This window comes from Streptomyces sp. SID4985 (assembly GCF_009863025.1).
Lineage (GTDB): Bacteria > Actinomycetota > Actinomycetes > Streptomycetales > Streptomycetaceae > Streptomyces.
In genome coordinates, this window is sequence record NZ_WWIR01000645.1 from 53284 (window position 1) to 74478 (window position 21195).

Here is a 21195-nt window from a genome sequence, read left to right on the forward strand (position 1 = left end):
CGACCCGTGGAAAGGAACGCCGGGCTGTGGGGGAGGGCACGGGGTTGGCAGCAGAGTTCCCAGAGGCGTGGCCGGAGGAGTTCCGAGGGCGCGGTCCGGGGTCGTCCGAGGGCGCCGAGGAGAGTTTCCGGCTCGTCCCCGAAACGGGCACGGGTGCCCGCTTCACCCGGGGGAGTTTCCAGTTCGTCCGCTACCGCCTCCATCCCACGGGCAAGCGCGTCGTGGTGAAGTCCGCCCTCGACGAGCCGTCGGGCGGAGCACTCGAGCGCGAGTACGAGAACAACAGGCTGGTCCGCCGCACGCTGCGGCACGACATGCCGCATCAACTCGCCCATGTGATCGCCCGGGACGCGCGCCGGGGAGCCCCGCGTCTGCTGCTGTCCTGGCACGGCGAGTGCCTCGACGGCTGGACGGACCCGGACCGGCTGCACGGCCCCGGTCTCACCGACGTCGTCCACGACCTGTTCACCGCCGTCGACGCGCTCCACACCTGCGGCCTGGTGCATGGCGCGATCAGCCCGGAGCACCTGTGGTGGTCCGAGGGGGACGGGCTCCAGCTGAGCGGCCTGGAGGGCGCGGTCCGCGTCGGGGACCCCCTCGGACCGGGGCCCGGCCCCGACTGGACCCCGCCGGGCCGCAGAACCGGTGGCCGAGCCCTGGCCGAGTACGACGTCCACGCCGCCGGACTGGTGGCGCTGTGGATGCTGACGGGCGAGACGGCACCGGACGCCGGACGGCGCGAGATCCGGGACCTGATCCTCAGCCACGAGACACCGGTCCAGGAACTCCTGCTGCCGGTCTTCCCGTCCGCCGGGCCGCTGCCGTCCGCCCAGGCGATCAGCACCAGGATCGGCCCGGGAGTCACCCTCAGGTTCCGGCGCGCGCTCTCCGTGCGGCACACCGCACGCCTTGAGGACGCGGCGGAAGCCTTCACCGAACTGCGCCGCCGCCAGGAGCACTTCCGGGCGCGGCACGCCCGCACGACGAGCCGTACACACCCCGCGACCGCGCGTCGGGGAGACACCTACGGCGGCGCCGGAGAGCGCCGCGGCGGCCTGTGGTCGAGGATCACCGCGGCGTTCGGCACGTCCGGTACGGCCACGCGCACCGCGCCCCCGCCCCCCGTACCGCCGACAGCCGTGTCACGCTCCACGGTCGAGTGCCCGGTCTGTCTGAACGAACTCGACTGGGACAGCCTCCCCCGCACCCACAACAACGGCTCGGGAAGCCTCGTCCCACTGCGGCCGGAGTCGGTTCCCGCCGACGCCGAGGGCCGGCTGCGCCTGGAGCAGCACGCGTACCGGACCTGCCCCGGCAACGCGGCGGTGCAGAGCCACAACCTCCCCGAGCGGTACCCGGCGTTCGGGACGGAGCCCGTCCGCGTAGGGGTCGTCGGCGCCACCAGCACCGGCAAGTCCCATCTGCTGGCCGCGATGATCCACCAGGTCACCAGCGACGTCGACGCCATGAACCGGGTCGGCCTCCAGGTGCAGCCGCTCGACCTGATGCAGTACTCGGCCTACATGTCGACGATCGTCCACCCCCTGGTCCAGGACCGGCAGCAACTCGAACCCACCAGGGTCAGGGCCGACCTGCACTTCGCGATCGGCCTCGTCGTCACGGACGTGCGGACGCGCCGCTCGCACACCGTGGTCTTCTTCGACATCGCGGGCGAGCGGCTCCAGGACACGGGCCCCGAGACCGACTTCCTCAGCGGGCTGAACGCGCTCCTGTGCGTCGTCGACCCCAACACCGTACGAGGGCTCGCCGCGTTCGGGCGCCGTGAGAACGGGCAGTCCGGCGGCGAACCGAACGACGCGGGCGACCCCGCGGTGCACACCGTGTTCCAGCGCCTGCGCGTGCACAAGGCGCGTCCCGCGGACCCGTTCCTCCGGCTGCCCTGCGCCCTGGTCGTCGGCAAGTCCGACCTGCTCAGGCACCGCGGCTTCGACGAGGTCGAGCAGTGGCTGTCCAGACGGCGCGACCCCCGCGAGACCGGTGACCTCACCCGCGTCGAGGAGGAGAGCCGGGACGTGTACGCGATGCTGGCGGCACGCGGCGGGGAACAGTGGCTGACGCCGGTGAAGGAGTGCGAGGACGCGACGCTGCACCTGGCTTCCGCGACCGGGACCGCGGCGCTTCCCGTGCCGGACGCGGACGGCGTGCTGCGCTTTCCCCCCGAGTCGTTCGGACAGCAGCGGGTGCTCATGCCCCTGCTCTCGTTGCTGGCGATGAAGGGGGTCATCACCACTGACGCCGGTCGGTTCGGCCGGACGGAGGAGGGTTCGTGACCCTTGCTCTCCCGCCGTCCGTGCGGGCGCGCCCCCGCGCGGACCTGAGCGTCTACCGCTGGTCCGAGCACTCCCTCACCGGGCGCAACGGAGTCGGCCCCGTGGCGACGTCGCTGAACCGCGACGACCTGCACCTGTGGGACGGCCGGGTCGCCCCGTTCGTGTGGGCGGTCACCGGGCCGGGCAACGCGGGCGCGAGCGAACCGGGCTCCGGCTTCCTCTATCTGCGGTTCGGTGCCGAGGCGGCGATGATCCGCAAACGGCCGGTCCGCGACGCGCGCGGCCGCGCCGGATCGACCCTCACCCACGTCCTGACCGCCCCCGCCGACTGGCTGGACCTCGGCCTGGCCCTCGCGCTGTGCCGCAGCGAATGGGACGAGTGGCTGCCCGCGGGCGCGTTGCAGGACGGCGGGCGGAGCGAGCTGCCGACCGTCCCGCTGGACAAGCTCAGACAACATCTGACCGGCGCTGTCGCGGAGTTGGCCAGTGCCGCCGACACCGTACCCGCCCGTCTGCTCGCCCCGGTCGCGCAGGCGGTCATGGCGACCCCGAAGTCACCCGTGACCGTCATCGGGTCGCCCGTTCCCCCCGTGGAAGTGGTGCGGGTGCTGCACGACGTGCTCGCCCCGCTCGTCGCGGGGGAGTGGACCTTCGCCACCCGGGAGGAGTCCGACCGGGGCACCGGACTGCCGCGTTTCGTCTTCCTGGAGGAACCGGAACAGGGCTCCCTCTACGGCCAGAGCGACCGCGTCACCGTCGTGATGAACACGGAGCCGGACGACCCCGAGGCCCTCGCCCGCGCCGAGCAGCTCATCGAGTACCACCGGCGTCGCGGCCCGGACGCGGTGCGCAGACTGCTGCCGGACGGCCCGCTGGCCACGGCCGAGGACGTACGCGAGTGGCAGCGCCACCACTACATCGCGCCCGGTGTCATCGCCGACGTGACGAGCCTCCTGCACGACGCCGTGGCCCGGGACATCGATCCGCAGGCCGCGGAATTCCTCGCCCGCCCGGCGAGCCGTCCGACCATCGAACTGCATCTGCGCCGTGCCTCGTTGCCCGAGCTGGAGACGCTCGTGGAGGCGTGGGCGCCGCATCGCGGGGACCTGGACGCGTACGGTCACGTACGGACGGCCCTGCACACCGAGGCGCTCCGGCGCGCGCTCCGGGTGAGCGACGGCTGGAATCCCGAGGCGCGCAGCGAACTCCTGGCCCGGCTGAAGCAGGCGCGGCCGGACACCGGCCTGGTCGTCGAGGCCGTCCGGGGTGCGCTGAGCACGGTCGGCGGCCGGGGCGAGAGCCTCGATGTGCTGCACGTCCTGATGGTGGCGCGCGCGGTGGGCATCGCGGGACGGGAGTTCGACGAGGTCCGCAACGACGCCGTCGAGCGGCTGGCCACACACCAGTTGATCACGGCCGTCGACCGCATCAGCGCCCTCGACCCGCTCCTCGGCCGCGAACTCCTCGCCCACTGCGCACGCCGCAAGGACCGGCGGGACGACCGGATACAGACCTGCCGGACACTGCGTCAGCGGGTGTACCTCGGCCGCGCGGTACGGCTCATGGCCCTCGGTGGATTCCGGGACGCCGTCGATCTCTACTGCCTCCTCGTCACGTGCGCGGTGGGCAGCGCGCCGGGGCGGACCGGCGTGGTCACGGTGCTCGCGGATGCCGGACAACGCCCCGACGCGGCCCTGCTCATGGCGCTGTCGCGCCTGGCACGCGGCCGCATGGCCCGGTACGAGGTGCTGACCGCCATCGAAAGCGCCTACTTCCGCGACCAGTTGAGCAGCAGAAAGTCCGGGGGAGAGCACCAGGAATGAGAGGCGCCACGTGACCCCAGAGGAGACGACCCCCACGGCCCCCGCGGCCTCCACGGCCGCCGTGCTGCGTGCGGCGGCCCGGCTCGACGAGCTCGCCGCGCGCGGCCCCAGTGCGCAGGGATCGCAGCTCCTGCACCGGATAGCCGCGGAGGCCAAGGCCGGCGGTTCCTCCCTGGCCGGGATCGACCTCGTACGGGCCTATCCGCCCGAGCTTCTGATGCCGGATCAGCCCGCGGGCCGGGGTGCGGTGGAAGCCGTACTCGGCGGTGTCCGGGACGCGGCCGTGTTCGTGCCCATCGCGGTCACCTGGTTCTCGCTGTGGAAGGCCTTCGAGGACTTCGAGGACAGCCCGAAGGGCACCAACTTCCTCCGGCTGTGGATCTCCGGCCTGGGCGGCACGGCCGTCCTCGCGGTCATCGCCCTGATCGTCGTGGTCGTCGTCCTCACCGCCGTGCTGCAGCGGCGGGAATGGACGGCCGAGCGGCACGGGTCGCGGGAGTGGGAGCGCCAGGAGGTCGCGGGACAACTCATGCTGATCAACCTTGAGTTGTCGACCTCGACCGCGGCACAGGCCGCCACCCTTCCGGCGGCCAAGCTGGTGCGCGCGGCCAGGGACATCTCGGCGGCCGCCGTGACCCTCGCCGCGACGATGAAAGGAAGCACCGAGCGCCTGGCGAAGATCTTCGAGCCCGGTCCGGAGAGCTCCTTCACGACCGCGCTCGACCGGTGGACGGCCTCCGCCGGAGAGCTGCGGGAGATGGGGCGCTCGCTCACTGTCCCCCACGACCTCATCCGCCGGTTCACCGCTCTGCGCGCCGAGCTGGCCGCCGAGGAGCAGGCCGCGCGCGCCGCGCTGAAGGAGCTCCTCACGGAGCTGGGCGAGGCCAGCCAGTCCTCGCGGGACGCCGATGTCGCCCACACCCGGGTGGCTGCCTCGGTGGTCGAGGGCACCCGTCAAGTGGCTCTGGGAATGGAGCTGTTCGTCGATCACAGCGAGCGGCTCTACGAGTACATGGACGTTCTGGCGCGTGTGCTCGCCGTGCTCGACGGGGGCCGTATGCCGACCCCGTCCGTGGCCTCGGGCATGACCAACGCGACGACGGCCAACGGCGCGGGCGACGGACCGATGGGCCGCCAGGTGCCGCGACAGGACACGGGGCAGGGACACGACGGCGGAACGCCGCCCCGCACACCCCCCGCCGGGCCCGGGAGCACCGACAGTCGCAAGGACACGGGCGACGACGGGGGCGTGGCCGACGGCTGGTATCCGGAGCAGGACGGATGAGCCGTGACCGAGCGGGGCGGGGGAAGGGCATCGCGCCGAGGTACCTGGCGGGCTGGCTCTTCGCCGATCTCTTCCTGGCCCTGTTCGTCATCGCCCTGGCGCTCGGACTCGCGTCGTCCGGCGGCCCGAGGCCGAGTGAGGCCGTACCGCCTGCTCCGGGCACCGGGGAGTCCGAGCCGCCCAAGAACGCCGGGCCGGGCGGCATCGATCCGCACTACCGCACCATAGAAGTCACCCTGGGGCGCGGTGCGACCGGCCGTGCGCCGGGGCCCTCCGCGCTGAGGAAGGACGACGTCCGCAAGGTGGTCGCCGCCGTGGACAAGGAGATGAACAAGTCCGGCCGGGGACGGCGGATCGGCATGGTGATCACGTTCGGCAGCGCGCCCAAGGCAAGCCTCGAAAACGGTGAGGCGCTCGCCCAGGACATCAACGAAGCGCTGAAGAACGGGCGACGGGGCGCGTTCTGCGGGAAGAACGTGGGCCTGCGCAACTTCTGGTCCGGCGGCGCGGACGACCATGCCACGATCGAGATCTACTACATCAACCGCTGCGATGCCCCGAAGGCCGGCTCATGAGCTGGCGCGACGCCCTCTACGCCGAGCTGAGGCGGGTGATCACCCCCGTCGAGGCCACGATCCTGCTGCGCGCCGAGCTGGCCGAGGACACCCGCTGGCTTCCCGACGCCGAACTCACGGCCGACGTCTTCTGGCACGAGTTGAGGCGCCAGGTCGGACAGCGGCCCTCGGACGACGCCGAACGCGCACTGGTCGGCTGCGCCGCGCGGGAGTATCCGGGCAACGCCGTCTTCCGTGAGACGCTCAGCCGGATCAGGGGCCCGGGCGGGACGAGGGACGCGGGGCAGCCCTCCGGCTCCGTCGTCGCGCTGGTCCTGGTGAGCGCGAGCCATCACACCGAGTTCCTGAACATCGTCCGCGATATCCACGACTCCGGCGCCGACTTCATCTACGTCCGCAAGGCGGAGGGGGCGTGGGACGGCGAGGCCGCCGTCGAGATCGCGCGAGCGCTCGCGGACCGGGAGGTCGCATCGCTGCGCGGGCTGCTCGTCGCGGCGGGCGCCTCCGAACGGGTGGTGGTCCGCCAGGAGACGTACCGGCATCGCCCCTACCTCATCGGTGAGTTCACCGTCCAGGGGCCCGACGGGCAGCCGTTCCAGGTCGAGGGGGCGCCCTCCAGCCTGCGGCTGCGCGACCTGGTCAGGCCGGTGCTCGACTCGTACGGAACCGCCTCACCGTGGGGCTCGCCGGGCCGCCCGGCGGCCGCGCTCTCCTTCTGGAGCGGCGACCGCAGGCTCATCATGAGCGACCGTCTCCACGACGCCGGCGTGGGCGAGGGCGACGAACTGCACCTCAGGACCGTCGACCGTTACTACGTGGACGAGCCCGCACGCGAGCGGCCGACGGCCGTCGGGATACCCGAGCAGCCCGTCGCGGGCTGGGAGTTGCGTGCCTCGGTCGCGGGGACGGCGCGGCTCGAACAGACCGTGGTGATCACGGTGTACCTGTGGCATCCCGGGACCTCCGCCGCCGGTTTCGGCGGTCGCGGCGCCCCGGCACGAGGGGATGCCACGGCCGGGCACCCGTTCGACGTGTCGACGGGCAGCCTGCGCATCAGGCTCTCGGCCATCCTGCCCAACGGCGTGAGCGCGCCGGACGGCGCGGACCGGGAGATCGTCGTACGGCCCGGCCAGGAGCCCTCGCCGGTCGGACTGCCGGTCCGCGTGCACGGACTCCACACCTACTCCGTGGTCCTCAACGCCTGGGCGGGCGGCACCTACTTGGGCAGACTGCGCCTGCCGGTGCGGGGCACGCTCGAAGCGACGCAGACATGGACCGTCGGCGACGCGATCCGCGTCGACACGCTCGCGCCGGAGCGCGGCCATGTGACCCTTCAGGTCTTCCCGATCGGACGCGGGCGCCTCCAGTTCCAGCTGCTGTGCGATGCCAACGGAGCCCCGGTCGAGGTCGAACTCGACGACTACGTGCGGTACTTCGAGAAACTGCGTACGCGGTTGCAGAAGATCGCCTCCATGAGGTCCCCGAGCGAACTGGTCCTGGCCCGCAAGGAGATCCAGGACTACGGGATCGACATGTGGCGCAAGCTCGTCCCGCAGACCGTCAAGGAGCAGTTCCTGGAGATCAGGGACTCCGTGGACAGCTTCAGTCTCGCGGCGACCAAGGACGCCCAGCGAATACCGTGGGAACTTCTCTACCCGATCACCGGCAGCCCCGCCGACGACCGGGGTTTCCTCGTCGACTCGATCGCCTTCTCCAGGAATCCGTTCCAGCCGCATCCGAAGGACCGTCAGATCTCCTTGCGCAGGCCCGCGTTCGTACTCGGCAGCGAAGGTCCGCAGGAGGAACTGGCTCACGCTCGTGCGGAGTTGGAGCACCTGCGGCGCAAGATGGGCGGTGAACCCCGGTTGTTCGGGCGGATCGGGCAGGTCGTCGAATGGGTGGAGGGCGGCGAGGGCGGCCTGCTGCACCTCGCGTGCCACAACGGCGTGGACGAGGCCGGTCTGTCCGCACTCCCGATGCGGGACGGGATGTTCCGGCCCGTACACCTGGGCAGGTCGGAAGAGGCACGCACGCTGGCCGACCGGGCCGCCCTGGTGTTCCTCAACGCCTGCGGAAGCGCCTGCCTCGGCGACGGGCTCGTCGAGCTGGCCGGCTGGGCCAACAGCTTCATGGCCGCGGGGGCCCGCAACTTCATCGGTACGCAATGGCCGGTCGCTGGGGACACCGCCCGCCGCTTCGCCGAAGTCTTCTACGAGGCACTGGTGGGCGCACGCCAGCCGGTCGGCCACGCACTCCACACCGCGAGAACCACCCTGCGGGAGGGCACGGACGACGCGTCCAGACTCGCCTACGCCCTCTACGGCGAACCCTGGGGCTGCGCGGCCGAATGACCGCCCTGGCCCCCGGACCCAACCCCGGACCGAATCCCGGACAGCGGATCCAGCTCAACAAGGAGGAACACAGGATGGGCACAGAGGAACAGCCGGAAGTCCACGACATCCGCTTCGGCGACGACGGCCGCGTCGAGGAGTACGACGGCGCGGACTGGCAGCCCTACGGACGCGAGCCCGACGAGGGGGAGGAGCCGCTCTTCCGCGACGGCGAAGGCCCGTCCGGCGGAACCGAGGAGCAGCGGGACGGGACCGGTCGGTGAGCGACGCCTCCGCGTCCCCCGCCGAATCCGGGCAGCCGGTGCTGAGTTCGGCGCAGACGGCGGTGGCCGACATGAGGGCCACCGCCCGCTGGACCATCGGGGCCACGGCCGCCGTGGGCGGCGTGCTCCTCGCCGGGGTCCCGCTGGCCGCGATCGGGAAAGTGCACGGTGCCCGTGACATCGCCCTCGCGGCCGGCGGTCTGCTGCTCGCCCTGGCGGGAGTGGCCTGGGCGATCTGGCAGACCGGCGAGGCGCTGTCCCCGAGGTTCGTCACGCTCGCCTCTCTGGACGAGCCCGGACTCGACGACCTGCGCGCCAGGATCGCCGCACAGCCGCGCGCCTTCCTCGGCCCCTTCGGCACCAGCGCCGCGGAACTCGCGGCCGCCTGTACGCGGCACAGCACCGTCGCCGCGCGCCTGGAGGACCTGCTGGCGAGGGAGGAGGACCCACGCCGCCGCGCGGAGGCGACCCATCGCCTGGCACAGGCCCGCGCCAACTTCGCGGAGGCGGCGGCACGGCGCCGGAGCCTCCTGGAGCTGATCCACGCCTGGGAGGTGCGGAACGTGCTGCGGCGGGCGCGGCTGCACACCCTGATCGCCGCGGTCGTCGTGGTGGCGGGGGCGGTTCTGTTCATCACGGCGACCCGGAAGTGAGGCCCTGACACCTCGATCTTCTCGATGTGACCGGCATCACAGTGCGTCAACTCGCGTCGTCAGGTCATCATATGACCTGACCGTTGGCGAAGGGGCCCGGCAGGGAAGGGCGCCCGGGCGGCCACAGCGAGACAAGGATGTTGCGCGTGAACGACCAGGAAAGGTCCGCCCTGCCCCGTGTGGGCGTGGTGGGACTCGGGGCCATGGGGCTCGGGATGGCACGGAGCCTGCGGAACGCGGGGTACGACGTCGGGGTCCACGACCTGCGCCCCGACGTGGCCGCCGACTTCGCCCGCGAGGGCGGCACCGCCTTCCCGACGGCCGGTGAACTCGCCGCGACCGTCGATGTCCTGGTCGGTGTGGTCGTCAACTCGGCCCAGATCGAACAGGTGTTGTTCGGTGCGGGTGGGGCCGCCGGACGGCTGCGGCAGGGTGCCGTGTTCGTGATGTGCTCCACCGTCGACCCTGCCTGGTCGGCCGAACTGGAAGGCCGACTGGCCGAGTCGGGCGTGCTCTACCTGGACGCTCCCGTCTCCGGCGGCGCCGTGCGCGCGGCGGCCGGAGAGCTGACCATGATGACGTCCGGCTCCCCGGAGGCGTACGCCGTCGCCGGTCCGGTGCTGGACGCGATGAGCGCGACCGTGCACCGGCTGGGCGCGAGCGCCGGGCTCGGTTCCAAGGTCAAGGTCGTCAACCAGCTGCTCGCGGGCGTCCACATCGCGGCCGCCGCCGAGGCGATGGCGCTGGGCATCAAGGCCGGTGTACCGGCCGAGACGCTCTACAAGGTCATCACCCACAGCGCGGGCAACTCGTGGATGTTCGAGAACCGTATGGCGCATGTGCTCGCCGGTGACTACACGCCCCTGTCCGCCGTCGACATCTTCGTCAAGGACCTCGGGATCGTGCTCGACTCCGCCCGCCCCGAGCGCTTCCCGCTGCCGCTCGCCGCCACCGCCCACCAGATGTTCCTCCAGGCCGCGGCCTCGGGCCTGGGCGGCGAGGACGACAGCGCGGTCATCAAGATCTTCCCCGGGATCGACCTGCCGAAGCCGGAGGACGACTGACATGGGCATCCGACTCGGCGCCATCGCCGACGACTTCACCGGCGCCACCGACCTGGCGAACAACCTGGTGCGCGCGGGCATGCGCGTGGTCCAGCTCATGGAGGTACCCGAAGCCGGTGCCGAGGCTGTCGCGCGGGACGCGGACGCCGTCGTGATCGCGCTCAAGTCCCGTACCGTTCCCGTCGCGGAGGCGGTCGACGCCTCCCTGCGCGCGCTGGCGTGGCTGCGGGGCGCGGGCGCCGAGCAGATCTACTTCAAGTACTGCTCGACCTTCGACTCCACCCCCGCCGGGAACATCGGGCCGGTCACCGAGGCCCTGATGGACGCGCTGGGCGCAGACTTCACGGTGGCCACCCCGGCGTTCCCGGACAACGGGCGCACGGTCTTCAAGGGCCATCTCTTCGTGGGCGACGTGCTGTTGAGCGAGAGCGGCATGCGGAACCACCCGCTGACGCCGATGACCGACTCCAACCTGGTCAACGTGCTCGGCGCCCAGACCACCCGTCCCGTCGGACTCATCGACCACACGGTCCTCGCGGCCGGTGCGGACGCGGTGCGGGCCCGTATCGCCGAACTCCGGTCCGCAGGAGTCGCGTTCGCCGTCGTGGACGCCGTCTCCAACGACGACCTGGTCCGCCTCGGCGAGGCTGTGAGCGAACTGCCGCTGGTGACCGCCGGTTCGGGCCTGGCCATCGGACTCCCCGCGAACTGGGGTGTCCAACCCTCCACGGCCGCAGCCCAGTTGCCACCCGCCGGTGGACACCGGGCCATCGTCTCCGGCTCGGTCTCCGTGGCCACGAACGGCCAGGTCCGGGCGTTCGTGGACAGCGGACGCCCCGCGTTCAGCGTGGACCCGCTGCGGATCGCCGCGGGTGAGGACGTGGCCGCCGAGGCGCTCGCCTTCGCCGACGCTCATCTGGCTGACGGACCCGTGCTGATCTACTCCACCGAGGCACCCGACGCCGTACGCGGGGTGCAGAGCAGGCTCGGCGCCGCCGAGGCCGGTGAGCTGGTGGAACGTACCCTGGCCGAGGTGGCGCGCGGGCTCGTGGCACACGGGGTTCGACAGCTCGTCGTCGCCGGGGGCGAGACCTCGGGTGCCGTCGTCCAGGCGCTCGGCGTCACCGGCCTCCGGATCGGCCCGCAGATCGACCCCGGCGTGCCGTGGTGCGCGGCCGTCCTGCCCGACGGGGAGACGCTCCATCTCACCCTGAAGTCGGGGAACTTCGGAAGCCCGGACTTCTTCTCCGCCGCGTTCGCCCTGCTGGACAAGTCATGACGGACGCCATGACCGACCCCGTTGAAATCGAAGAGGCCCGGCGCGAGATCGTGCGGGTGGGCACGAGCCTGTTCGCGCGCGGCTATGTCCACGCCAGCGCGGGCAACATCAGCGCCCAGGTGGGCGACTCGCACCTGATCACCCCGACCGACGCGGCCCTGGGCTTCCTCGACCCCGACCGGCTGGCCCTCGTCGACGCGCGGGGCGAACAAGTCGCGGGCGACCGCGCCAGCAAGACCCTCACCCTGCACCGCCGTATCTACGCCGCCGACCCCACCGCCCGCTTCGTCGTCCACACCCACTCCACGCACCTGGTCGGGCTGACCCTGGCCGGAGTGTGGAGCCAGGACGACGTGCTCCCGCCGATCACGCCGTACTACGTGATGAAGGTCGGGCACGTTCCGCTCGTCCCCTACCACCGGCCCGGCGACCCACGCGTGGCCGACCTCGTGACCGCCCGCATCGCCGAACGCGCCGCGAGCGGTACGCCGATCAGGGCCGTGCTGCTCGACCGGCTCGGCCCGGTCGTCTGGGGGCCCGACGCGGCCTCCGCCCTAGCCGTCCTCGAAGAACTCGAGGAGACGGCACGCCTGTGGCTGCTCACCGACCGCCGGCCCGCACCACTCACCGAACCCGAACTCGCCGAACTGCGCTCCGTGTTCGGCGCCCGCTGGTGAAACCCCCGTCCCGAGAATCCCCCTGAGCCGCTCCAAGGATTCGCCATGTCGCTCCCCACGGTCGCCACCGAAGTCGACCTCACCCACGAGAACGCCGTCTTCCGCAAGGTGGTCCGGCGCATCGTCCCCTTCCTCGTCCTCTGTTACATCGTCTCCTACCTCGACCGCGTCAACGTCGGCTTCGCCAAGCTCCAGATGTCGGACGACCTGGGGTTCAGCGAGGCGTCGTACGGTCTGGGCGCCGGGCTGTTCTTCATCGGGTACTTCTTCTTCGAGGTCCCTTCGAATTTGCTGCTCCAGCGCGTCGGCGCCCGTACCTGGATCGCCCGGATCATGATCAGCTGGGGCGTGGTCTCGGCGGCGTTCGTGTTCGTCACCAGCGAGGCGACGTTCTACCTGCTCCGGTTCCTGCTCGGCGCGGCCGAGGCCGGGTTCTACCCCGGCGTCATCCTGTACTGCACCTACTGGTTCCCGTCCCACCGCAGGGCCCGCGTCATCGCGATGTTCATGTCGGCGATCCCCGTGGCGGGCATCTTCGGCAACCCGCTCTCCGGCTGGATCCTGGACGCCTTCCACGGCACGGGCGGCTGGCAGGGCTGGCAGTGGATGTTCGCGCTGGAGGCGCTCCCGGCGCTCGCCGTCGGTGTGGCCACGCTGTTCTACCTCGACAACGGGGTGCGGGACGCGAAGTGGCTCAGCGACGAGGAGAAGACCGTCGTGGAGCGGGCGCTCGCCGAGGACGCCGCGCACCGGACCGTCCACGGCAAGGTCTGGGACGGCTTCCGCGACCCCAAGGTGTGGCTGATGAGCCTCATCTACTTCTGCTTCGTGATGGGCCAGTACGCGCTGACGTTCTGGATGCCGACCTTCGTGGAATCCACCGGCATCAAGGGCAACCTGGCCATCGGCGTGCTCAGTTCGGTGCCGTTCCTGGCCGCCCTCGTCGCCATGAACCTCTTCGGGCGCTCGGCCGACCGGCGCCGGGAGCGCCGCTGGCATCTGGTGATCCCGAGCCTCATGGGCGCCGTCGGCTTCACCCTGGCCGCCTCCTGGTCGGGTTCGACCGTACTGTCCCTGATCGCCCTGTCCTTCGCGGCGGCCGGAGTGCTGACCTGCGCCCCGCTGTTCTGGTCGCTGCCCACCGCCTTCCTCGGCGGCACGGCGGCCGCGGCCGGGCTCGCGCTGATCAACTCGGTCGGAAACCTGGCCGGTTTCGTCAGCCCGTACATGATCGGCGCGCTCAAGGACAGCACCGGCTCGGCGTCGATACCGATGTACGTGCTGGCGCTGAGCCTCGTCGTGGGCGCCGCCGCCGTACTGACCACCAAGAAGGACGTCGTCAACCGCTGACCGGCGCCCACCGGCGTCATGGGAGTGACCATGCCGAGGTTCGCAGCGAACCTGTCCATGATGTACACCGAGCACCCGTTCCCGGCCCGCTTCGCCGCGGCCTCGGCGGACGGCTTCGAAGCCGTCGAGTATCTGTTCCCGTACGCGTACGACGCCGCCGAGCTGCGCCGTCTGCTGGACGACCACGGGCTGCGCCAGGTGCTGTTCAACGCCCCACCCGGCGACTGGGATGCGGGCGAGCGGGGGACCGCCGCACTGCCCGGACGTGAGGCGGAGACGCGGGCCGGGATCGACCGGGCCCTGGAGTACGCGGCCGCCCTGGACTGCCCGCGCGTACATGTGATGGCCGGACTGGCGACGGCCGGAGCGGCCCGCGAGACCTACCTGGGCAACCTCGGATGGGCCGCCGAGCGGGCCGGGGCGGTCGGGGTGGACCTCCTGATCGAGCCGATCAACCACCGTGACATGCCGGGCTACTTCCTGAACCGCCAGGCGGAGGCGCACGCTGTCGTACGGGAGTTGGGCGCCGAAAATCTCAAGGTCCAACTGGACCTCTACCACTGCCAGATCACCGAGGGCGACCTCAGCACGGCCCTGCGCCGGGACCTGCCGACCGGCCGGGTCGGGCATCTCCAGATCGCGGGCGTGCCCGACCGGCACGAGCCCGACGCGGGCGAACTGAACATCGGCCATCTCTTCGACGTCATCGACGAGTTGGCCTTCGAGGGGTGGATCGGCTGCGAGTACCGCCCCCGCGCCGGGACGAGCGAGGGGCTCGGCTGGCTGCGCGACTACCGAGGAGCACACGCATGAGGATCGTCATCACCGGTGGCTTCGGCTTCCTGGGCCGCCAGGTGGCCGAACGGCTCCTGGAGACACGGACGTTCGACGGCGTGCCCGTGGACCGGCTGGTGCTGGCCGACCTGTTCGTGCCGGAGGCGTCACCGCTCGCCGCCGACCCGCTCGTGCAGGTGGTCCAGGGTGATCTGACCGAGCGGCTGGGCGAGTTGTTCGCCGAGCCGGTGGACACGGTGATCCATCTGGCGTCCGCCGTGTCGGCCGAGTGCGAGGCGGACTTCGACCTCGGCATGGCCGCCAACGTGGACACCACCCGCGCCCTGCTCGAAGCGGCCCGCGCGCAGTCCGCCGCCGGGGGGCCGGTCGTACGGCTGCTGTTCTCCAGCAGTGTCGCGGTGTACGGCTCGGACCCGGCGCTGCCGCTGCCCGAGGTGGTCAGCGAGGCGACCCTGCCGACCCCGCGTTCCAGCTACGGGGTGCAGAAGTTCGTCTGCGAGCAGCTCGTCGCCGAGTACACGCGCCGGGGCTTCGTGGACGGGCGCGTGGCCCGGCTGATGACCGTGTCGGTGCGGCCGGGCAGGCCCAACGCGGCCGCGTCCGGTTTCCTGTCCGGCATCGTCCGCGAGCCGCTGGCCGGGCTGCCCGCCGTCTGCCCGGTCGACCCCGCCCTGCGGGTGGCCCTGGCCTCGCCGCGGCGCACGGTCGCGGGCATCCTGCGGGTCGCGGAGCTGGAGCGCGGCGAGGGTCCCGGTCAGCTGAGCGGGCGGCTCCCGGTCAACCTGCCCGCGCTGACGGTCTCCGTCGCCGAGATGCTCCGGACCTTGCGCCGGGTGGCCGGGGACGCGGTCGCCGACCTGGTGACGGTGGCCCCCGAGCCCGCCGTGGAGGCCATCGTGGGCTCCTGGCCCGCCGACTTCGACAACGCGCGCGCCGCCACGCTCGGCCTGGCGGCGGACCCGGACTTCGAGTCGGTCGTCCGGGAGTACCTGGCCGACCACACCGACGCGGTGACCGCCGTCACCGCGCTCGGGGCCGGGCCGCAGAGCGCAGGTCGATAGACTGAAAAGCATGTTTTCCAAGGTGAGCGGTCCGATACGGCTCGCGGACCGGGTCGCCGCGATCCTCGCGGAGGAGATCGAGTCCGGGCGGCTCGCCGAGGGCGACAGACTGCCGACCGAGGTCGCGCTGGTCAAACAGCTCGGCGTGAGCCGTACGGTCATCCGCGAGGCGGTGTCCCGGCTGCGCAACGCGGGCCTGGTCGAGCCGCGCCAGGGCCTCGGCGTCTTCGTCCTGCCCCGGCGCACCAGGCCGCTCGACCTGGAGGGCGAGTCCCCGGGCACCAAGTCCAAGGTGCTCCAGATCGTCGAGGTCCGCACCGCCCTGGAGGGGGAGGCGGCGGCCCTGGCGGCGACCCGTGCCACACCGGACGACATCGCCCGGATGCGGCTGGCGCTGGCCGCGCTGGACACGGCGGTCGCCGCCGACGGTGACGGCGTCGACGAGGACCTGGCCTTCCACCGCACCATCGCGGAGTCCACCGGCAACCCGGTCCTCGTCCAGACGGTGCGCTATCTGGGCGAGGTGGCCCGCGACGGCATCCGCGTCACCCGTGCCAACGAGGCCCGCCGCACCGACTTCATCGAGGCGGTCCGCCAGGAGCACCACGCCATCCTGGCCGCCATCGAGTCCCACGACCCCGAAGCCGCCCAGGCCGCCGCCCGCCTCCACCTCCGCCACGCCGCCGCCCGCCTGCAGGACGCGGACGACCGCTTCTGGACGGAGACCGACGGGCTGGACGTGCGGCTGGGATCGCCCTCCTGACGGCCGGGGCCTGTTCAGCACGGACCGGTCAGACATGTCCGTGTCTCACCGGTCTGGATCATGGTTGACTTCACCTCGCGTTCACCTCCGTGCACGGGCGCGGAGAGTTCATGAGGGATGACACATGCTCAAACGAATACGGCTCCTGCTGGCGGCGGTTCTCACCGCGCTCAGCACCGTCGTGGCACTGGCCGCGCCGTCAGCCGCGGCCGACACCCCGGTGCCCCCGTCGTCGGCGGGCCAGAGGTGGGCACTGAAGGTGGCCGGTCACTTCGTGACCGTCTCCGCCGGAACGGGCGGTGACAGCAAGCTCAGGGCCAACCTGACCGCCACCGCACCCGGACCCACCGAGCAGTTCACGCTGCACACCGACTGGGTCACGGACAAAGGTTTCGGCAGCGCGGTGAGCTTCCGCTCCGAGGCGACCGGCAACTACGTCACGACCGAGGACGACGCCAGCGCCTCCATGCTGCGGACCCGGGCGACGACGATCGGGGCCTGGGAGCGCTTCACCCTCAGCAAACTGTCCGACGGCACCTTCGGCCTGCTGGCGTCCAATGGCAAGTACGTCGCGGCGGAGCTGGGCACCTACCCGGACACGGGCCTGCTGCGGGCGCGTACGGGTGCGCCCATCGATCCGAACAGCCTCGGCTCCTGGGAGCGCTTCACCCTGGTGAAGGTCGGCGGACAGGGTTCCACCAGTCCCGCGCCCGCGCCCACCGCGCAGGCGCCGGTCGCGCGTGACGTCGTCTCCTGGAACGTCTGCGCCAACAACAACGGCTCGTGCTCCCTGAACAAAGCCCCGTCCACGACCGTCGCCACCAACGTGTCGAACGCGCTCCACCAGGCCATGGGCACCCGGCGCCCCGACGCGATCTTCTTCCAGGAGATCTGCGAGAAGGCGGCCAAGCCTCTGGAGCTGGCGCTCGAAAGCTGGGCCGGTCCCATGGACGTGCGTTTCATGCCGACATCCTTCAAGGTCGGCGACACGGACATCGAGGCCCAGAAGGACTGCGACGACTCCAACGACGGTGTCAGCCGGGGTTCCTTCGGCATCGCCCTCGCCGTGCCCGACAGCAACACCTGGTACCAGGGCACCGTCCTTCCGTCGCCGCCCAAGAAGAAGTCGACGGACTTCGCGAAGGAGCAGCGGCCCATGCTCTGCGCGGTCATGCCGGCCGAGGGCACCGCGTACTGCAACGCCCACTTCAGCAGCGGGCCGTACACGGACCCGAACGGCAAACCCGCGGGCGACGACACCGACCCGTCGGACCTGTACCGCCCCAAGCAGGCCCAGACGATGCGCGACACCGTCGACGGCCTGACGCCGCTCGGCTACACCACCTACTACGGCGGTGACCTCAACACCACGCAGAACGACGTCGGTTACCTCGACCCCCTCTACCCGGGCCACCAGGAGTGCGGGCAGCCGACCCCGTCCTCGCCGCACACCGGCGCACCCACGGACGGCAACAACAAGATCGACTACATCTTCGGCCCGCAGGGACCCACGTACACGTGCCGGGTCGTGGACGGCACGCTGTCCGACCACCGGATGATCAACCTGACCACTTCCTGAGCCACCGCGAGAGCCACCGAGGGCCGTTCCGGATCATCCGGGGCGGCCCTTTCGCGTACGCGCCGTGATCTACGTCATTCCGGGCAATCCGTGGAATTTTCTCGACCGTCTGAAAGGTTGGTGTTTACATCTGATCGTCGAGGACGCGAGGCACCCGTGAACCACGCCCCCACCGAGCAGCCCGCCGACACCGTCGCCCGGCTGCGCAGCACGTTCCGCAGCGGCCGCACCAAGTCCGTCGAGTGGCGCACCGAGCAGCTGCGCCGCCTGCGCGCGATGCTCACCGAGCATGGCGCCGACCTCGCCGCCGCCCTCCACGCCGACCTGGGCAAGAGCGCCACCGAGGCCCACCGTACGGAGATCGACTTCACGATCCGCGAGATCGACCACACGCTGGAACACCTGGAGGAGTGGCTGCGCCCCGAGCCGGCCCCGGTTCCCGCGCACCTCGGCGACGACGCGACGGCCTGGACGCAGTACGACCCGCTCGGCGTCGTCCTCGTCATCGCCCCCTGGAACTACCCGGCCCAGCTCCTCCTCGCCCCCATGGTCGGCGCGCTGGCCTCCGGCAACGCGGTCGTGGCGAAGCCGAGCGAGCTGGCACCGGCGACCTCCGCCGCGCTGGCCGAGCTGATCCCGGCTTACCTCGACACCGACGCGGTCGCCGTGGTCGAGGGCGGCATCCCGGAGACCACGGCCCTGCTGGCCGAGCGCTTCGACCACATCTTCTACACCGGCAACGGCACGGTGGGCCGTGTCGTCATGCGCGCGGCGGCCGAGCACCTCACTCCGGTCACCCTCGAACTCGGCGGCAAGTCACCGGCGTTCGTCGACCGGGACACCGACCTCGACGTGGTCGCCGACCGGCTGGCCCGGGGCAAGTTCCTCAACGCCGGGCAGACCTGCGTCGCCCCCGACTACGTCCTCACCGACCCGGAGACCGCCCCCGCCCTGGAGGCCGCGCTCGTCCGAGCGGTCGAGGGCATCTACGGCACCGACCCGGCGGCCTCGCCGGAGTACGGCCGGATCATCAACGAGCGTCACTTCGACCGGCTTTCGGGCCTGCTCGACTCCGGCAGGGTGGCGGTCGGCGGGGAGAGCGACCGTACGGACAAGTACATCGCGCCGACCATCCTTGCTGATGTCGCCCCCGACGCGCCCGTGATGCGGGAGGAGATCTTCGGCCCCATCCTCCCGATCGTCACCGTGCCGGACCTGGACGCCGCGATCGACTTCATCAACGACCGCGACAAGCCCCTCGCGCTCTACGTCTTCACCGACTCGGGCACCACCCGCGACCGCATCGCCGCCGAGACCTCCTCCGGCGGCCTCGGCCACGGCCTGCCCCTCGCCCACCTGACCGTCTCCGACCTTCCCTTCGGCGGCGTGGGGGAGAGCGGCATGGGCAACTACCACGGCCGCTACTCGATGGACACCTTCAGCCACCGCAAGGCGGTGCTGTCCAAGCCGCTGGGCTGAGCGGCTGAGCGGCAATTTCACAGGGGTGCCGATGAGCTGACAGCACCCGTGAATGACACTAGCTTCCCTCCTGAGCCCATGCCCAAGCATGGGCGAAAGGGGAGGAACTGATCATGGCATCCAAGAAATCGCTGCCCACAAGACTGGGCAGGGCGGCGGCCGCGGTGACCGCCATGGCGTTCATCGCGGTCCTGGGCTCGGCCACCACGGCCAGCGCCGGGGCGAGTTGCAGCATCGCGGGCTGCTCGTCCTCGGTGAACGACACCTCTCTGGGCGCCACGGCGCTGAAGAACTGGTGTCGCGGCGGGGACAGCACCGGCGCCTGGACGGCCACCCAGCCCACCTGCAAGAGCGACAACGTCGCCCAGACCACGTACTACCTCTCCTCCGGCGGCGGCCACACCCCCTACAGCGAGGACTGGGACACGCTGCGGATCGACGCCGGCTGGTGCTACAAGGTCAAGTTCGTCATCGACCTGGCCCCCGACTTCACCAAGACCTACGACCGCCGCGGCACGACGGCCGCCTGGGTGAAGGCGGCCGACAACGCGGACGCCCACGTCATCGGCCAGAGCTCCAGCTCCTGCCCGTGACCTGGCGAATCCGGGGTACGACCGGCTCATCGCGGCGGTCGTACCGCCGTCGCGGTGATCAGCCGCGCAGCCGGACCGGTACCTCCTGCCACCCGAGGGCGATGAAAGACGCGACCTGCCGCAGCTCGTCCCGTCGGTAGTCCGGCGTCAGGCCGGGGAAGCGGTCGAACAGCGCGGGGAGTGCCGTGCGGGCCTCCAGACGGGCCAGGGGTGCGCCGATGCAGCGGTGGACGCCGATGCCGAACGCCATGTGGTCGTCGGCCCCGCGTGCCGCATCGAAGAGATGGGCGTCGTCGCCGTAGTGGGCCGGGTCGAGGCCCGCGGCGGCGTACGTCGTGATGATGGCGTCGCCCGCCGGGATGGTGACGTCGCCGACCGTCAGGTCATCGACCGCGTAGCGCAACGGCAGTGAGGCGATGGAGGGTTGTACCCGGAGCGTCTCGTCGATCACCGCGTCCCAGGAGATCTCGCCCGCGTGTACGGCGGTCAGTTGCGCGGGGTCGTCCAGCAGGGCGACGACCGCGTTGCCGATGAGGTTGACCGTCGTCTCGAATCCGGCACCGATCACCAACAGCAGTGTGTACAGCAGCTCTTCGTCGCTGAGCCGGTCGCCGTCCTCGTCGCGGACCCGGATCAGCTCCGTGGTCATGTCGTCGCCCGGATGCCCGGTCTTGTACGCGATCAGGCCGCCCAGGACGGTGCCGATCCGCTCCTGTACGAACGCGGTGTGCTCGGGGCCCGGGTTGGAGGTGTCCATGATGGCCGCGATGAGACCGGCGGTGTCCGCCCGCAACTCCGGCGGCACGCCGAACAGTTCGCAGATCATCCGCAGCGGCAGCTCGTGCGCGAACATCCGCTTGATGTCCACGGTCCGGCCGTCCGCACCCGCGTCCGCCAGGGCGTCGAGGAGCTCGGCCGTGATCGACTCCACGCGCGGGCGCATCGCCTCGGTCCGCTTGTGCGTGAAGCTCGGCGCCACCAGCTTGCGCAGACGCGCGTGTTCGGGGCCGTAGGTGGTGAACATGTTGACGACGCCCACCCAGCCCAGGATCCAGCCCCAGGAGGGGTGTTCACCGAGTTCGGGCCACAGCCGCCAGTGCCGCCGGGGGTCCTTGCTGACCCGTGGGTCCAGGATCAGGTCCTTGAGGACGTCGTAGCCGGTCGGGGCCCAGGCGGGTATACCGCCGGGCAGTTCGACGGGGACGACCGGGCCGAGGGCGCGCAGCTTGGCGATCTCGGCGGGTATGTCGGCGCCGAAGGGGTCGATGGCGACGCGGTCGACGGAATCGCTGATGGTCACGGTGACTCTCCAGA

At 71.3% G+C, this 21195-nt stretch carries 18 protein-coding genes; 17 read left to right on the forward strand and 1 reads right to left on the reverse strand.

Translation table 11 applies throughout. The annotated features are described in order from the left end of the window. Positions 1–44: 44 nt before the first annotated feature. The 17 genes from GTW40_RS28030 (at position 45) to GTW40_RS28110 (ending at position 19881) form a co-directional block, all read left to right on the forward strand. Complete coding sequence (locus GTW40_RS28030; protein ID WP_161182931.1) at positions 45–2291, forward strand: hypothetical protein; 2247 nt, start codon at positions 45–47, stop codon at positions 2289–2291. Then, the gene (locus GTW40_RS28035) at positions 2288–4114 is read left to right on the forward strand and encodes a hypothetical protein (RefSeq protein ID WP_161182932.1); all 1827 of its coding nucleotides are present in this window, start codon (positions 2288–2290) and stop codon (positions 4112–4114) included. Before GTW40_RS28030 ends, GTW40_RS28035 begins: the two co-directional genes overlap by 4 nt. Positions 4115–4124: 10 nt before the next feature. Continuing rightward, positions 4125–5399, forward strand: a complete 1275-nt coding sequence (locus GTW40_RS28040) for a hypothetical protein (protein ID WP_161182933.1) — start codon at positions 4125–4127, stop codon at positions 5397–5399. Then, positions 5396–5974, forward strand: a complete 579-nt coding sequence (locus tag GTW40_RS28045; protein WP_161182934.1) for a hypothetical protein — start codon at positions 5396–5398, stop codon at positions 5972–5974. The genes GTW40_RS28040 and GTW40_RS28045 overlap by 4 nt, the downstream gene beginning before the upstream one ends. After that, on the forward strand, positions 5971–8325 hold the full coding sequence (locus tag GTW40_RS28050; RefSeq protein WP_161182935.1) for a CHAT domain-containing protein: 2355 nt from the start codon (positions 5971–5973) through the stop codon (positions 8323–8325). Before GTW40_RS28045 ends, GTW40_RS28050 begins: the two co-directional genes overlap by 4 nt. Positions 8326–8399: 74 nt before the next feature. Then, the gene (locus GTW40_RS28055) at positions 8400–8588 is read left to right on the forward strand and encodes a hypothetical protein (RefSeq protein ID WP_161182936.1); all 189 of its coding nucleotides are present in this window, start codon (positions 8400–8402) and stop codon (positions 8586–8588) included. Then, on the forward strand, positions 8585–9241 hold the full coding sequence (locus GTW40_RS28060) for a hypothetical protein (RefSeq protein ID WP_161182937.1): 657 nt from the start codon (positions 8585–8587) through the stop codon (positions 9239–9241). Before GTW40_RS28055 ends, GTW40_RS28060 begins: the two co-directional genes overlap by 4 nt. 137 nt (positions 9242–9378) lie before the next feature. Beyond that, a complete protein-coding gene (gene ltnD, locus GTW40_RS28065) occupies positions 9379–10305 on the forward strand; it encodes an L-threonate dehydrogenase (protein WP_161182938.1) in 927 nt (308 codons plus the stop codon). Between the two features lies 1 nt (position 10306). Continuing rightward, positions 10307–11584, forward strand: a complete 1278-nt coding sequence (otnK, locus tag GTW40_RS28070; RefSeq protein WP_161182939.1) for a 3-oxo-tetronate kinase — start codon at positions 10307–10309, stop codon at positions 11582–11584. 8 nt (positions 11585–11592) lie between these two features. Next, on the forward strand, positions 11593–12261 hold the full coding sequence (locus GTW40_RS28075) for an aldolase (protein WP_161182940.1): 669 nt from the start codon (positions 11593–11595) through the stop codon (positions 12259–12261). A 45-nt stretch (positions 12262–12306) separates the two neighbouring features. Next, positions 12307–13611, forward strand: coding sequence for an MFS transporter (locus tag GTW40_RS28080; RefSeq protein WP_161182941.1), 1305 nt, complete (start codon positions 12307–12309; stop codon positions 13609–13611). A gap of 30 nt (positions 13612–13641) precedes the next feature. Further along, a complete protein-coding gene (gene otnI, locus GTW40_RS28085; RefSeq protein ID WP_161182942.1) occupies positions 13642–14424 on the forward strand; it encodes a 2-oxo-tetronate isomerase in 783 nt (260 codons plus the stop codon). Further along, positions 14421–15467: a D-erythronate dehydrogenase gene (gene denD / locus GTW40_RS28090; protein WP_161182943.1), complete on the forward strand. Its 1047-nt coding sequence runs from the start codon at positions 14421–14423 to the stop codon at positions 15465–15467. Before otnI ends, denD begins: the two co-directional genes overlap by 4 nt. A gap of 10 nt (positions 15468–15477) precedes the next feature. Then, a complete protein-coding gene (locus GTW40_RS28095) occupies positions 15478–16230 on the forward strand; it encodes a FadR/GntR family transcriptional regulator (protein WP_161182944.1) in 753 nt (250 codons plus the stop codon). Positions 16231–16354: 124 nt separating this feature from the next. Further along, positions 16355–17809, forward strand: coding sequence for an endonuclease/exonuclease/phosphatase family protein (locus GTW40_RS28100; RefSeq protein WP_161182945.1), 1455 nt, complete (start codon positions 16355–16357; stop codon positions 17807–17809). Positions 17810–17965: 156 nt separating this feature from the next. After that, positions 17966–19288, forward strand: coding sequence for an aldehyde dehydrogenase family protein (locus GTW40_RS28105; RefSeq protein ID WP_161182946.1), 1323 nt, complete (start codon positions 17966–17968; stop codon positions 19286–19288). A gap of 113 nt (positions 19289–19401) precedes the next feature. Continuing rightward, complete coding sequence (locus GTW40_RS28110; protein ID WP_161182947.1) at positions 19402–19881, forward strand: hypothetical protein; 480 nt, start codon at positions 19402–19404, stop codon at positions 19879–19881. 58 nt (positions 19882–19939) lie between these two features. Here the strand turns inward: GTW40_RS28110 and GTW40_RS28115 are convergent, their stop codons facing one another. Beyond that, complete coding sequence (locus GTW40_RS28115) at positions 19940–21181, reverse strand: cytochrome P450 (protein WP_161182948.1); 1242 nt, start codon at positions 21179–21181, stop codon at positions 19940–19942. Between the last annotated feature and the right edge of the window lie 14 nt (positions 21182–21195).